Consider the following 13973-nt stretch of genomic DNA (forward strand, 5'->3'; position numbering starts at 1 on the left):
AGGGGCGGCGTCAGGTCAGAGCGACGGCGCCGCCGGGTGCGCGCCCAGGAACTGCTGCTCGAACGCCTCGACCGGCAGGGGGCGGCTCAGCAGGTAGCCCTGGATTTCATCGCAACCCAGCAGTGCCAGGCGGCGCAGTTGGTCCTGCGTCTCGACCCCTTCGGCCACCACGTTGAGCGCCAGCGAGTGCGCCAGGTTGATGATGGTGGACACCAGCACGTGGCCTTGCGAGGTGGTGTCCATGCCCATGACGAAGGACCGGTCGATCTTGAGCGTGTCCGCGGGCAGCGTGGCCAGGTAGCTCAGCGACGAGAAGCCCGTGCCGAAGTCGTCGATGGCCACGGTGATGCCCATCTCGCGCAGCGCGTGCAGGCTGCGGCGGCTGTGCTCCACATCGTCCATCACCATGCTTTCGGTGAGCTCGAGCTCCAGCCCCGCACCGGCGCCGGAATCGAACGCTAGGGCCTGCCGCACTTCGGCGATGAAGTTGCGGTGGCGCAACTGCAGGGCCGACACATTGACCGCCACGCGCAGCGCCGTGTGGCCCGCGTGGCGCCAGCGCTGGTTGTCCTGCAGCGCCTGCTGCAGGGCCCAGCGGCCCACGTCGTAGATGAGGCCGGTCTCCTCCAGCACCGGGATGAAGAGCCCCGGCGGCACCAGGCCGCGGCGCGGATCGTTCCAGCGGATCAGGGCTTCGGCGCCCACGATCTGGCCGTCCGCCAGGCGCTGCTTGGGCTGGTAGTGCAGCACGAACTGGCCCTCTTCCAGGGCCTGGCGCAGGCGCCCTTCCAGGCTCAGTGTCTCGGCCACGCGGGTGTTCATGCCCGCGGTGTAGAACAGCAGACTTTCTGCCGATGCCTTGGCCTTGTTCGCCGCCGCCTCGGCGTTGCGCAGCAAGGCCTCTGCATCGGCGCCGTCCAGCGGGTACAAGGCCACGCCGGCCTTGGCGGCCATGCGCAGTTCGGTGTCGCCCAGAACGAAGGGCGCATCAAAGCAGCTGCGCATCAGGTGGTCCACCGCCAGGGCCACGGCATCGGCGTCGCGGGCGTCGGTGACCGAGATGCCAAAGCTGTTGATGCCGATGCGCGCCACGCAATAGGCCTCGCCAGCGGCTTTCTGCAGCCGCTCGCCCACCTGCCGCAGCAGCTCATCGCCCCGCTGGCGCCCCAGCGTGTCGTTGACGAAGCGAAACCGGCTGATGTCCATCAGTGCCAGGCCCTGCAGGGCCCGGGAGCCTTCGCGCGAGCGCAGGTGCTGGGCGCTGCGCTCCAGGAACAGCGTGCGGTTGGGCAGGCCGGTGATCTCGTCGTAGAAGGCCAGGTAGCTCAGGCGCTCTTCCTTGTCGAGGTGGTCGAGCGCAAAGCCGATGTCGCCGGCCAGCTCCATCAGCAGCTTGACCTCGACCGCGTCAAAGAAACCCACTTCTTCGGAGAACAGCGCGAGCACGCCCACCACCTTGTTCGCCACCATCAGCGGCAGCATGGCCAGCGATGCCACGCCGTTCTGCGCGAGCAGATCAGGCAGCACGATGCGCGGGTCGCCGCGCACGTCGTCGCACACCGCCGGCTGCCCGGTGCGGGCCACCTCGGCGCTCAGCGCCTCGCCCGCGGTGGGCTGTGCGTACAGGCCCAGCCGTTCCCGCACGCGCACCAGAAACTCGGGCTCGGCGCCAGCCAGCGCCACCGGCACGAGCTTCATCTGGGCCTCGTCCACGCGACCCACCCAGGCGATCTTGAACTGCCCGGCCTCCACGGCCACGCGGCAGGCGCCCTGAAAAAGCTCTTCACGGTTGCGAACGCGCACGATCAAGGTGTTGATGCCGCTGAGCATGGCGTACACGCGGTTGAGGCGCTTGATCTTGCGCTCGGCCTCCTTGCGCTCGGTGATGTCCTCGCCCAGTGCCGCGACGCCCGTGACCTGGCCGCCCACGGAGCGCAGGACGGTGTTGTTCCAGTGCACCAGCCGACGCTCGCCCGAGCGGGTGACGATTTCGTTGTCGTAGTGCCAGGTCAAGGACCGCCCCGCCAGCACGTCGGCAAACACCTGGCGGATGTGCGTCTGCTCGGGCGGCAGGAACAGCGCGAACCAGCTTTGGCCCGCCACCTCCTCGTGCTGCCAGCCGGTGAGCTTGAGCAGGTAGTCGTTGCAGTAGGTGACGCGGCCTTCGTTGTCGAGCATGACGGAGATCATCTCGACCTTGTCCAGCATGTCGTTGAAGCGCCGGTCGCTCTCGCGCAGGGCCTCTTCGGCGCGCTTTTGTACGCTGATGTCCTGGATGGTGTTGAACCAGCGGAACTTCTCGGGCGCACCGTCTTCGGGAGGCAGGGGCTCCATCACCTGGCGCAGGTGGAGCAGCGCGCCATCGGCACGCACCAGCCGGTAGGTGAAATCCATGCGCACGCGTTGCCGCCCGGCCTGCTGGGCCCGTGCGCGGTACAGGGGCTGGTCGTCGGGGTAGACCCGGGCCAGCCACTCGCGGGCCGACTGCGGCATGGCCTCGGGCGTGACGCCCAGCATGGCAGGACAGGTATCGGGCCAGCTTTCGAAGACGCCATCGCGCCCGCTGATCACGTGCGTGATCTTGGCCAGCACCTGCGCGCGGTGCAGGCCGGCCTCGCTGGCCCGCAGTTCCTCGATGACGCGCTTGCGCTCCAGCACCTCCAGCTGCAGCCGGTCCGCGTGCCGCTGCACCTCGGCGTAGAGACTGCCGTTTTCATAGATGCGGCCCACCTGCGCGCCCAGGATGGAGAGGATCTTTTCATCCTCGGCACTGAACTCCGCTGCGCCCAGCTTGTTGACCAGGCACAGCCAGCCATACGAAAACGACAGTGAGGTGATGGGCGCGATCACCGCGGTGTGCAGGGCCGGGTAGCCCGCAGGCAGCCCCACGGACCGCGGGTCGCCGCCAGCTTGCACGAACCGCTGGGCGCGGCGCTGGGCGCGCACCTGCCCGAGCAGGCCGTGCGAGACCACCGGCAGATCCGGCGCACCGGTGGTGGCGGCCTCGATGCCGCTGGTGCACACGAGCGATGCGTGGATGTCCTTGCGCACCACGCACAGCACCACATACTGCGCCCCCACCAGCTCCCGCGCGCCACGGCAGACGTTGGCCAGCAGCACCTGGGGGTCGCGCTCGGAGGCCAGTTGCAGGTTCAGGTCGGTAAGCGCCGCCAGGCGGCGGTTCATGGCTTCGAGCTCGGCCACGTTGCCGTTGAGCTTGTCGGTCATCAACTGCAGGTGCTGCGTCTGGAAGCTGCGCTCCAGATGTGGTGCCGGCGGGGCCACCTCGGTCAGCGCCTGCTCGATGGCCGCCAGGATGTCCTGCGGCTCGCAGGGCTTGGCCAGCACCTGGCGCACGCCGCAGGCTGCCGCGAGGTTGCGGGCCTCCTGCTCGCGGTAGTGCGCGCTGTAGAAGATCACCTGCGTGCCGGCCAGTTCGGGGTCGGCACGCATCTGCCGCACGAACTCGAAGCCGTCCATCGTGGGCATCAGGATGTCGGAGATCACCAGATCGGGCCGCTCCGCGCGCACCATGGCCAACGCCTGGGCGCCATCGGACGCCTCCAGCGCCTGGTGGCCGCTGTGCCCCACCAGCGTCACCACCAGCGCCCGGTTCACCGGGATGTCGTCGACGACGAGAATCTTGGCCATGCGCGCTCCGCCGTGTCAGGCCGCGCCTGGCGGTGAGTGGAAGGACGGGCCGAGAAACGCCTCGATCTGGCGCACGAAGGTCTCGGGCGTGATGGGTTTGGAGAGGTGGTCGTCAAAGCCCACCTCCAGCGCCTTCTCGCGGTCGCCGGGCATGGAGAACGCCGTCACCGCGACCAGGGGCACCACGCGCCAACTGGAGTTGGAACGCAGGTTGTGCGCCACCTCGTAGCCGTTCATCACGGGCATCTGCAGGTCGCACAGAATCACGTCCGGCCCCTCGGCCAGGGCCATCGCCAGGCCCAGCGCACCGTTTTCTGCGGCCAGCACGCGGTGGCCCGCGTCCTCCAGCAGGTAGATGACCAACTGGCGGCTGGCCTCATCGTCCTCGATGACCAAAATCGTGGCTCTCTGTGTCATGCGCTGCTCTCCGGAATTTCCACGGTAAAGAGGCTGCCCTGCCCTTGCGTGCTTTCAAAGTCCACGCTCCCGCCCAGCGCCTCGGCCAGCTTGCGGCTCAGGTGCAGGCCCAGGCCCGTGCCCTCCTGGTGCCTGCGCTCCGCCGTCTCCACCCGGGAAAAAGCCTCAAACAGGCGCGACTGCTCTTGCACAGGGATGCCGGGCCCGGTGTCCCGCACGCTGACACGGACCATGCGCCTCGTGGCCTGGGTGGCGGTCTCCAGCGTCACGTCCACGCTGCCCCCGGACGTGAACTTGATCGCATTGCCCACCAGGTTGATGAGGATCTGGCTGACCGCCCTGCGGTCGGTGTACAGCGGCACGGCACCCGGGGGCAGGTGCACGGCAAAGGCCAGGCCCTTGCGCCGGGCCTCGGGCTCGAGCGTGGCGGCGACTTCTTCGACCAGGCTGCGGCCGTCGAGCGCCTCCAGGTTGAACGATGCCTTGTTGGCGCTGAGCTTGGCCACGTCCAGCAGGTCGTTGATGAGCGACAGCAGGTGGCGCGCTCCGGTCTGCACGATGCGCAGCTGCTTGTCCTGCTCGGGGTTGAGCGGGCCGGGCAGCTGCATGATCAATGTGCCGGTGAAGCCGATGATGGCGTTGAGCGGGGTGCGCAGCTCGTGGGACATGCTGGCCAGGAAGCGGTCTTTGACCAGCGCCGCATTTTCAAGCTCCAGATTCTTGTCGCGCAGCGCCCGCTCGATGAGCTTGCGCTCGGTGACATCGCGGATCGCGCTCGACACGAACAGGCCCTCCTCCGTGTCGAGCGGGCTCAGGCTGATCTCCACCGGGAATTCGCTGCCGTCCTTGCGCAGGCCGTACAGGTCGAGCCCCGCGCCCATGGAGCGGGCGCGCGGCTCGGCGAAGAAGCCGTGGCGGTGCTCGGGGTGGCGCTGCGCGAACCGGCGGGGAACCAGGAGTTCGACCGGCTGGCCCAGCAGTTCCTCGCGGCTCCAGCCGAACAGCTTCACGGCCTGCGAGTTGACCAGCACGATGCGCCCGTCCCGGTTGACGATGACCATGGCGTCCGGCGCCGCTTCCAGCAGGTCCTTGAACTTCTGGTCGGCCCGCTTGCGGTCGGTGATGTCGCGGATGGCCGTCATCGCCATCGTGCCTTCCTCGGTGACGAGCGGGCTCAGGCTGATCTCCACCGGGAACTCGTCCCCGCCCTTGCGCAGCCCGTACAGCTCCAGCCCCGCGCCCATGGTGCGCGTGCGCGGCTGGGCAAAGAAGCCGCTGCGGTGGCCCAGGTGCGCTCCGCGGTAGCGGTGGGGCAGCAGCGTCTCGATCGACTGCCCGATCAGCTCTGACCGCACATAGCCGAACAGGCGCTCGGCCTGCGAGTTCACGAGCACGATGCGGCCGGTCACGTTGACCATGACGATCGCGTCGGGGGTGGATTCGAGCAGGTCGCGAAAACGCGCTTCCAGCAGCTTGGCATCCCGCTGCACCTTGAGCTGAGTGACGTCCTTCTTGCTCGACAGGAAATAAAGCACCTCTCCGTCCGCATCGCGCACCGCCTTGGTCGAGACGTTGACGTGCACGAGCGAGCCATCCTTGCGCCGGCGCACCGACTCGTGCACGGTGGTCGAGCCGCGCAGCGCCTGGGCGCGGATGCTTTCTTCCTCCCGCACCTGGTCGGCGGGCACGATGAGCTCGGCAATGGGCCGGCCCCGGGCCTCGGACTCGGTGTAGCCAAAGATCGCCTCGGCCGCCGCGTTCCAGTGGAGCACTGCGCCCTGCGGGGACAGCACCAGCAACGCATCGGGGTTCTGTTCCCAGTATCCGACCGAAAAATCAGATCCCATTGAGCCCTCCGGGCGATCGGTCCGTCATTTGCAGGCAGGTCGTGCCAGCAGGTGCGCTGGCAGCCATGAACGGCCGTCGAAATGTTCGTTGTGTGCACGGCCTGCCGGGGTGCATGCGCAGGCCGTGCCCCTGCCGAAGCGGCAGGTCGAAATCATCTTAGAAGCATGCCGCAGAAATGCCAACCCGCAAATGTCCATGCCAGCGTGTCACGGGGCAGGGATTGCCTGGCTTGCGCCCACCCGAAAAAAGCCCCTGTGGCCGGCGACGGCAACAGGGGCTCATCGGCATGTGGCACCCACGCAGGGCGTGCGGCTGCCTACATATGGTCGATCATCACCTGCCCGAAGCCGGAGCAGCTCACCTGCGTGGCGCCCTCCATCAGGCGGGCGAAGTCGTAGGTAACCTTCTTGGAACCGATGGATTTTTCGAGCGAACTAAAAATCAGGTTGGCGGCCTCGACCCAGCCCATGTGGCGCAGCATCATCTCGGCCGACAAAATTTCGGAGCCAGGGTTCACGTAGTCCTTGCCCGCGTACTTGGGTGCCGTGCCGTGCGTGGCCTCGAAGCACGCCACCGAATCGGACATGTTGGCGCCGGGCGCAATGCCGATGCCGCCCACCTGCGCCGCAAGTGCGTCGGAGATGTAGTCGCCATTGAGGTTGAGCGTGGCTACCACCGAATACTCGGCGGGCCGCAGCAGGATTTGCTGCAGGAAGGCATCGGCGATGCTGTCCTTGATGGTGATGTCCTTGCCCGTCTTGGGGCTCTTGAGCCTGCACCAGGGGCCGCCGTCGATCAGCTCGGCACCGAACTCCTTTTGCGCCAGGGCGTAGGCCCAGTCGCGGAAGCTCCCTTCGGTGTACTTCATGATGTTGCCCTTGTGCACGATGGTCACGCTGGGCTTTTCATTGTCGATGGCGTACTGGATGGCCTTGCGCACCAGGCGCTCGGTGCCTTCACGCGAGACGGGCTTCACGCCCAGGCCCGAGGTGTTGGGAAAGCGGATCTTCTTGACGCCCAGCTCCTCGCTCAAAAACTTGATGAGCTTCTTGGCCTTGTCGGATTCGGCTTCGAACTCGATGCCGGCGTAGATGTCTTCGGAGTTCTCGCGGAAGATCACCATGTTGGTCTTCTCGGGTTCCTTCAGCGGCGAAGGCACACCCTTGAAATACTGCACCGGTCGCAGGCAGACGTACAGGTCGAGCTCCTGGCGCAACGCCACGTTGAGCGAACGGATGCCGCCGCCCACGGGCGTGGTCAGCGGGCCCTTGATGGAGACCACGTACTCCCGCAGCACCTGCAGCGTTTCTTCCGGCAGCCACACGTCCGGGCCATAGACCTTGGTGGCCTTTTCACCGGCAAAGACCTCCATCCACTGGATCTTGCGTTGGCCGCCGTAGGCCTTGGCCACGGCGGCGTCCACCACCTTGATCATCACCGGCGTGATGTCGCGCCCGGTGCCGTCGCCTTCGATGAACGGGATGATGGGCTGGTGCGGCACATTGAGCGACATGTCGGCGTTGACCGTGATCTTCTGCCCTTCGGCGGGCACCTTGATGTGCTGGTAGCTGGTCATGAAACGGTGGTCTCCAGTGGAAGCTGACATGAGTCGGCAGGTGATGCCATGCAGGCAATCAAAACCAAACAATTCTAATGACAAAAAAAATCGCAAAAGACCCTGTCAACGGGCGCGCCACTGCTATCGTTGCGAGTGGAGCTGTGCGGTTTTGCGCATGGCCCTCAACCCTCGGTTCAACAACACTGGAAACGGCATATATGAAAAAACTCCTCGCTGTCCTGGTGGCTGGCCTGTTCGCTGCAGGTGCTTTTGCACAGGCACCCGCAACGGCTCCCGCCCCCGCTCCTGCTCCCGTCGCTGCCCCCGCAGCTGCAGCACCCGCTCCTGTAGCGAAGACCAAGGCCACCCACACTGCCAAGAAGAAGACCGGCAAGAAGGTTGCCAAGAAGAAAACCGCCCACAAGGCAGCCTGATCTGGGCGTTCAGGGCCTCTCCGGTCCTGACCACCGCCTCGAAATCGCCCGCATTTGCGGGCGTTTTGCTTGGTGGGCGCTCAAAGTACTGTGAGCTCGCCGCCGGTCGCTGGAATTTTTGCGGCGCGAGCGGCTCCATAGCCTGACGGGCTGCAAACCCGCTGCAGACCGGCACAGCATCCTGCAGCGAACACCTGCAACCACTGCGCCATACTTGCTGCCGTCCAGCCGCCCTGCCACCCTGGCGTCCCCGATGAACCGAAAGCCTCGCCCATGAAGATTTCCGCTCTTGCATTCGTCTCCCCCGCTCGCCAAACCCTGGCGGCCTCCCTGTTGATCGCCTTGGGGCTGCTGGGCGGTGCGGCCCATTCCCAGGACGGGCCGCAGCTCAATCTGCAGCGTGTGGAGCTGACATCCGGCATGCACCGCATCGACGCCCAGGTGGCCGCCACGCCGGACCAGCGCCAGACCGGGCTCATGCACCGCAAGGAGATGCCCCAGCACGAAGGCATGCTGTTCGTTTTCGAACAACCGGCCCAGCAATGCTTCTGGATGAAGAACACCCTGCTGCCGCTTACGGCGGCGTTCGTGGACGATGACGGCACTGTCGTGAACCTGGCCGACATGAAGCCGCAGACTCTGGACTCGCACTGCTCGGCCAAGCCGGTGCGCTATGTGCTGGAGATGAACCAGGGCTGGTTCGCGCAGAAGGGCATCAAGGCTGGCGCCAAGCTCGGCGGGGCGCCGTTTCGCCGCAAGTGACCTCTGGCGCCGACCACCTGACGGGGTCGGCACTGGAGCTTCGGTCGGTAGCTCAACCGATCAATTGCTATACTTTCAATAGCAATAAAACCTTGCAGTAAAAGCGGAAGGCATCCCAAAATTCTGCCTACCCGCTGGATGCGACCATAAAAAAAGCGGCCCTGCAGCCGCTTTTTTCGTGCACCCGCCGCGTAACGCAACGGGTGGACGGACCGCCGAGGATCAGGCGAAGTTGGCTTCAGCGAACTTCCAGTTGACCAGCTTGTCGAGGAAGGTCTCGACGAACTTGGGGCGCATGTTGCGGTAGTCGATGTAGTACGCGTGTTCCCACACGTCGACCGTCAGCAGAGCCTTGTCGGCGGTGGTCAGGGGCGTGCCAGCGGCACCGGTGTTGACGATGTCAACGCTGCCGTCGGCCTTCTTCACCAGCCAGGTCCAGCCCGAACCGAAGTTGCCCACGGCGCTCTTGACGAAGGCTTCCTTGAATGCGGCGTAGCTGCCCCACTTGGCGTTGATGGCTGTTGCCAGCGCGCCCGATGGCTCGCCGCCGCCTTGGGGTGCCATGCAGTTCCAGAAGAAGGTGTGGTTCCAGATTTGCGCAGCGTTGTTGTAGATGCCGCCGCTCGACTTCTTGACGATCTCTTCGAGCGTCAGGTTTTCGAACTCGGTGCCCTTTTGCAGGTTGTTGAGGTTCACCACATACGCGTTGTGGTGCTTGCCGTGGTGGTACTCCAGGGTTTCCTGGCTGTAGTGCGGCGCCAGGGCGTCGATGGCGTAGGGCAGCGGGGGAAGGGTATGTTCCATGGTGTTTTCCTCGTGGTTTGAAATTCTGGGATGCATGCCATCTGCAGCGCTTACCTCGGCAATGCAGTCGGACACAGCGCGAAAGGGGCATTGTAGGAACATCGGATGACCTGTGCAGGCTCGCGTCAAGCCCTGCCGTCAAAAACCTGTCGATGGCGCGCCAGTCCTACAGCCACGTTCCATGCCCGGTGCCTTGAATGCCACTAGCCACGTGCAGCGTGCAACAAGCCGCTACAGCAGCCGGGGCTGGGCGGTCACGGTCACATCTACCGCACCATCGGCCAGCGTGGCGCGCAACGCATCGCCAGGATGGGTTTGCTGCGCGCTGGTCACGGCGTGCCCCTGGGCGTCCGTCAGCAATGCATACCCGCGCTGCAGCACCAGCCGCGGGTCGAGCAATTGCAGACGCAGGGCCGCACGGTCCAGCCGCTCTGCCTGGTGGGCCAGGCGGCGCTGTATTTTGACGGGCAGATCTGCCTGTAGCGCTTGCTGCGTATGCGCCAGCCGCTGCAATTTCAGGAGCATACCGTGGCGCATGTGCTGCGACAGCCGCGCCAGTTGTAGCTGTTGGCGCGCGACCAAGCCCGACGGGCGCCCCAGTCGCGCAGCGGCCTGGTCCAGCCGCTGGTGCCGGCTGTCCAATTGGCGCTGCAGGCTGTCCTCCAGGCGCTCGGCCATCAGGTCCAGCGCCCCCAGCCACACGGCGCGCGGCTGGGACACGAGCTCGGCGGCGGCCGTGGGTGTCGGGGCACGCAGGTCGGCGCAGAAGTCGGCAATGGTGAAGTCGGTCTCATGGCCCACGCCGGAGACCAGCGGCACCGGGCTCTGCACGATGGTGCGCGCCAGTTGCTCGTCGTTGAACGACCAGAGGTCTTCCATGGAGCCCCCACCGCGCACCAGCAAGATGGTGTCGATGGGTGGCGTGGTGCTGTGATCAGCCCCTGCCGTTTGTCCCGCCTGCGCGAGCCGATACAGTTTTGATAGCGCCGCCACCAGCGATGCAGGCGCTGCACCGCCCTGCACCTGGGCTGCGACCAGCACCACCGGAATGTGCGGCACGCGGCGGCGCAGCGCGGTGACCACGTCGTGCAGCGCCGCCGCGCCCAGCGACGTGACCAGCCCGATGCCGCGGGGCATCAGGGGCAGCGGTCGCTTGCGGGCGGCGTCGAACAGGCCCTCGGCCTCCAGCTGGGCCTTCAGGCGCAGGAACTGCTCGAACAGGGCACCCTGCCCTGCACGCTGCATGCTTTCGACAATGAACTGCAGGTCGCCACGTGCCTCGTACACGCCGAGGCGCCCGCGCAGTTCGACCAACTCACCATCCCGCGGCGAAAAGTCAAGCAGGCTGGCAGCGCGCCGGAACATCGCGCAGCGCAACTGCCCGTTCGCGTCTTTGACCGAGAAGTAGCAGTGACCGCTGGATGCCCGCGAGAAGCCCGTGATCTCGCCGCGCACCGCGACAGGATTGAACCTTGCCTCCAGCGCATCAGCAATGGCGCGGCATAGCGCGCCAACTTCCCACACGCGGGGCGCCGCAGCGAGGCCTGGGCGCTCAAGCATCGGCCACCGCAGGGTTTGACGGCGCTTGCGCCAGTGGAGTACTCCACAGAACGGCGCCGGCGACCGTAACGATGCGCGCACGGGTCAAAAGTGGCTGCATAGCACGTTTGCACGTGCAAGCTGTTGATTTATAAGGATTTTTCACTGCACAATTTTTCATCAATCTGTTGCAACCACGCAGCGACGCCACTTTGCGGGCTGCCTGAGACGGGTTTCCCACAAAGTTATCCACAGATTTTGTGGGTGAGCGGCAGGCCATGAAGGGCGCGCAGCAAGGTAACTGTTTGTGACGCAAACGGGCGCCGGAGGAGGCGGGAAGCTGGGCCATAATCGCCGATTGCTTCATCTGCGCGGAGAGAGATTTGCTGTCCATCATACAAGCCGCAGGCTGGCCGATCTGGCCCCTGATTGCGTGTTCCGTTCTGGGACTGGCGCTGATTTTCGAACGTTTCCTGGCCTTGAAAACGGCCCGCGTCGCCCCGCCCAAGCTGCTGGATGAAGCGATCACTGTCTCCTCCAAAGCGATCCCCACGCCCGATGTGGTGAACCAGCTAGCGCAGAACTCTGCGCTGGGCGAGGTGCTGGCCAGCGGCCTGCGCACCGTCAACAGCAACCCCCAATGCAGCGAAGCGGACCTGCGCGCCGCCATGGAAGGCACGGGCCGCGCAGTGGCGCACCGGCTTGAAAAGTACCTGGCAGCCCTGGCCACCATCGCTTCTGCCGCGCCCTTGCTAGGCCTGCTGGGCACGGTCATCGGCATGATCGAAATCTTTGGCTCGCAAGCTGGCGGCGGCGGTGTAGGCCAAGCCATGGGCGGTGGCAACCCTGCTCAGCTGGCGCACGGCATCTCGATTGCGCTGTACAACACGGCGTTCGGCCTGATCGTGGCCATCCCGGCGCTGATCTTCTGGCGCTACTTTCGCGCCCGGGTCGATGCCTACCTGCTGACGCTGGAACTGGCCTCCGAGCAGTTCGTGCGCCACATCCTGCGCCTGCGCAAGAAGTGAACTCGCCCTTCAGGCGCCATCGGACCGCCTCCCGTCTTTCGCAGCGCTGCACGCCGTGGGTGGGTGGGTGGACGGCGCCAGTGCGGCGAGGCGGCCCTTGCACGGCGGACGCTGGCAGAGGCCGCGCCGGTTTCAAAGCCCGCTCACCCAGCGTGCAGCACATTGGATCGTTGACATGAACTTTCGCCCCCGCGCCAAGGATGAGCCCGAGATCAACCTGATCCCGTTCATCGACGTGCTGCTGGTGGTCCTCATCTTCCTGATGCTGACCACCACCTACAGCAAGTTCACCGAGCTGCAACTCACGCTGCCCGTGGCCGACGCCGAGCAGCAGCGCGACCACCCCAAGGAAGTCATCGTGTCCGTGGCGTCCGACGGGCGCTACGCCGTCAACAAGACCGGCGTCGAAGGCAAAAGCGTGGACAACATTGCGCAGGCGATGCGCGCCGCTGCCACTGCCGGCCCGGGCAGCGTGGTGATCATCAGTGCGGACGCGATGGCGCCGCACCAGTCCGTGGTGACCGTGATGGAGGCGGCGCGCCGTGTCGGGCTGACGCAGATCACGTTTGCCACCCAGTCTTCTGCCGCAGGGCGCGCGGCCAGCCGCTGAGCCGCATGGCGGGCTTATTGCCACCTGCTAGATATCCCGCAGCGGTCCAGCGTCATCGGCTGAAGTCGATGCAACACGCGCGATGCGTGGGAACCTCTCCAACCCGGCATCCTGGCAGTCACAACGCCCAGGCTTGGAGCTGCTGTAGCCCGGTCGCGGTCAGGCCATGAACCGGTCGCCCGGGCCGCCAGCGCAGGCCCCCTCCTCCCCGCCCACGCCGCCCCTAACGTCCACACAGGGCCTGCAAAAAGTCTGGCAGTCTCGCGGCCCTGCTGCCTGGGCGCTGTGGCCGGTGTCGCTGGTGTACCGAGCCCTGGTGGCCGTGCGGCGCGGTTTGTACCGCGCGGGTGTGTTGGCCTCCAGCCATCCGGGTCGTCCCGTGATCGTGGTGGGCAACGTGATTGCCGGCGGTGCGGGCAAGACGCCGGTGGTGATCGAGCTGGTGCGGCACCTGCAGGCGCGCGGGCTGCGGGCGGGGATCATCTCGCGCGGTTACGGCCGGCGGACCACCGACTGCCGCGAGGTGCGGACGGACAGCGTAGCGGCCGACGTGGGCGACGAACCGGCGCTCATCGCGCGCCATCTGGCTGCAAGCACCATGGCGCCGGTGATGGAGCCGACCACAACGCCGGCAACAACGCCGAGCACAGTGCAGACCAAGGTGCCGATTTTCGTGGCCCGCCAACGCACGGACGCGGCAGCCGCCCTGCTCTCGGCCTACCCAGACACCCAGGTGATCGTCTGCGACGACGGCCTGCAGCACCTCGCTTTGCGTCGCGATGTGGAGGTTTGCATCTTCAACGACCAGGGCATCGGCAACGGCTTCCTGCTGCCCGCGGGCCCCTTGCGCGAGCCGTGGCCCCGGGCGGTGGACCTGGTGCTGTACGCCGGCCATGCGCCGCCACGCAGCGACGCGCCCGGCTTTCACCTGGACCGTCGCCTGGCCGACTACGCGCTGCGTTCCGATGGCAGCCGGGTGCCTTTGCAGGACCTGCAAGGCAAACCCCTGCATGCGGTTGCCGCAGTGGCACGCCCCGCGGACTTCTTTGCCATGCTGCAAGCGCACGGACTGGCGCTGGCCCATGCCGAGGCTCTACCCGATCACTATGATTTTGATAGCTGGCAGCGCTTGCAGGACAAGCGGTACGTGCTCATTTGCACCGAAAAAGACGCTGTAAAACTGTGGCCACACCACCCTGACGCGCTGGCCGTGCCGCTGCAACTGCATATCGACCCGGCATTCTTCAGTGCCCTCGATGCACGCCTGCCGGTCTGAGCCGCAGCCTTGATTCAATACCCTGATCCTCTGCGCTGCCCCACGG

12 protein-coding genes are annotated in these 13973 nt (G+C 66.0%); 5 read left to right on the top strand and 7 right to left on the bottom strand.

Translation table 11 applies throughout. From position 1 onward, the window contains the following. Nucleotides 1–15: 15 nt before the first annotated feature. From ACSQ3N_RS14490 to icd, 4 genes are all read right to left on the bottom strand, one after another. A complete protein-coding gene (locus ACSQ3N_RS14490; protein ID WP_436146646.1) occupies nt 16–3651 on the bottom strand; it encodes an EAL domain-containing protein in 3636 nt (1211 codons plus the stop codon). A 15-nt stretch (nt 3652–3666) separates the two neighbouring features. Beyond that, entirely contained in the window at nt 3667–4068 is a 402-nt protein-coding gene (locus tag ACSQ3N_RS14495) for a response regulator (RefSeq protein WP_056165663.1), read from the bottom strand. Beyond that, a complete protein-coding gene (locus tag ACSQ3N_RS14500) occupies nt 4065–5915 on the bottom strand; it encodes a PAS domain S-box protein (protein WP_056165662.1) in 1851 nt (616 codons plus the stop codon). Before ACSQ3N_RS14500 ends, ACSQ3N_RS14495 begins: the two co-directional genes overlap by 4 nt. 317 nt (nt 5916–6232) lie before the next feature. Further along, nucleotides 6233–7492, bottom strand: coding sequence for an NADP-dependent isocitrate dehydrogenase (gene icd / locus ACSQ3N_RS14505; protein WP_436146647.1), 1260 nt, complete (start codon nt 7490–7492; stop codon nt 6233–6235). Between the two features lie 200 nt (nt 7493–7692). On the opposite strand from icd, the gene ACSQ3N_RS14510 reads away from it, so the two are divergent. Together ACSQ3N_RS14510 and ACSQ3N_RS14515 are read left to right on the top strand one after the other, a co-directional pair. Further along, entirely contained in the window at nt 7693–7908 is a 216-nt protein-coding gene (locus ACSQ3N_RS14510) for a hypothetical protein (protein WP_082516823.1), read from the top strand. 273 nt (nt 7909–8181) lie between these two features. Then, nucleotides 8182–8670 (top strand): DUF192 domain-containing protein, encoded by a 489-nt coding sequence (locus ACSQ3N_RS14515; RefSeq protein WP_056165659.1) that lies wholly within the window; start codon nt 8182–8184, stop codon nt 8668–8670. A gap of 222 nt (nt 8671–8892) precedes the next feature. Here the strand turns inward: ACSQ3N_RS14515 and ACSQ3N_RS14520 are convergent, their stop codons facing one another. The 3 genes from ACSQ3N_RS14520 to ACSQ3N_RS14530 form a co-directional block, all read right to left on the bottom strand. Beyond that, nucleotides 8893–9474, bottom strand: a complete 582-nt coding sequence (locus ACSQ3N_RS14520) for a Fe-Mn family superoxide dismutase (RefSeq protein WP_436146648.1) — start codon at nt 9472–9474, stop codon at nt 8893–8895. 231 nt (nt 9475–9705) lie between these two features. Then, the gene (xseA, locus tag ACSQ3N_RS14525; RefSeq protein WP_436146649.1) at nt 9706–11034 is read right to left on the bottom strand and encodes an exodeoxyribonuclease VII large subunit; all 1329 of its coding nucleotides are present in this window, start codon (nt 11032–11034) and stop codon (nt 9706–9708) included. Continuing rightward, the gene (locus ACSQ3N_RS14530; protein ID WP_436146650.1) at nt 11027–11407 is read right to left on the bottom strand and encodes a hypothetical protein; all 381 of its coding nucleotides are present in this window, start codon (nt 11405–11407) and stop codon (nt 11027–11029) included. Before ACSQ3N_RS14530 ends, xseA begins: the two co-directional genes overlap by 8 nt. Here ACSQ3N_RS14530 and ACSQ3N_RS14535 point away from each other — a divergent pair. The 3 genes from ACSQ3N_RS14535 to lpxK all read left to right on the top strand — a co-directional run bounded on the left by ACSQ3N_RS14535 (nt 11397) and on the right by lpxK (nt 13927). Then, nucleotides 11397–12041 (top strand): MotA/TolQ/ExbB proton channel family protein, encoded by a 645-nt coding sequence (locus tag ACSQ3N_RS14535; protein ID WP_436146651.1) that lies wholly within the window; start codon nt 11397–11399, stop codon nt 12039–12041. The two genes, ACSQ3N_RS14530 and ACSQ3N_RS14535, sit on opposite strands and share 11 nt — an antisense overlap. A 175-nt stretch (nt 12042–12216) precedes the next feature. Further along, a complete protein-coding gene (locus ACSQ3N_RS14540; protein ID WP_436146652.1) occupies nt 12217–12651 on the top strand; it encodes an ExbD/TolR family protein in 435 nt (144 codons plus the stop codon). Nucleotides 12652–12817: 166 nt separating this feature from the next. Next, complete coding sequence (lpxK, locus tag ACSQ3N_RS14545) at nt 12818–13927, top strand: tetraacyldisaccharide 4'-kinase (protein ID WP_436146653.1); 1110 nt, start codon at nt 12818–12820, stop codon at nt 13925–13927. The last annotated feature ends 46 nt before the right edge of the window (nt 13928–13973 follow it).

The organism is Acidovorax sp. LjRoot194 (assembly GCF_964253015.1).
Classification (GTDB): Bacteria; Pseudomonadota; Gammaproteobacteria; order Burkholderiales; family Burkholderiaceae_C; genus Acidovorax.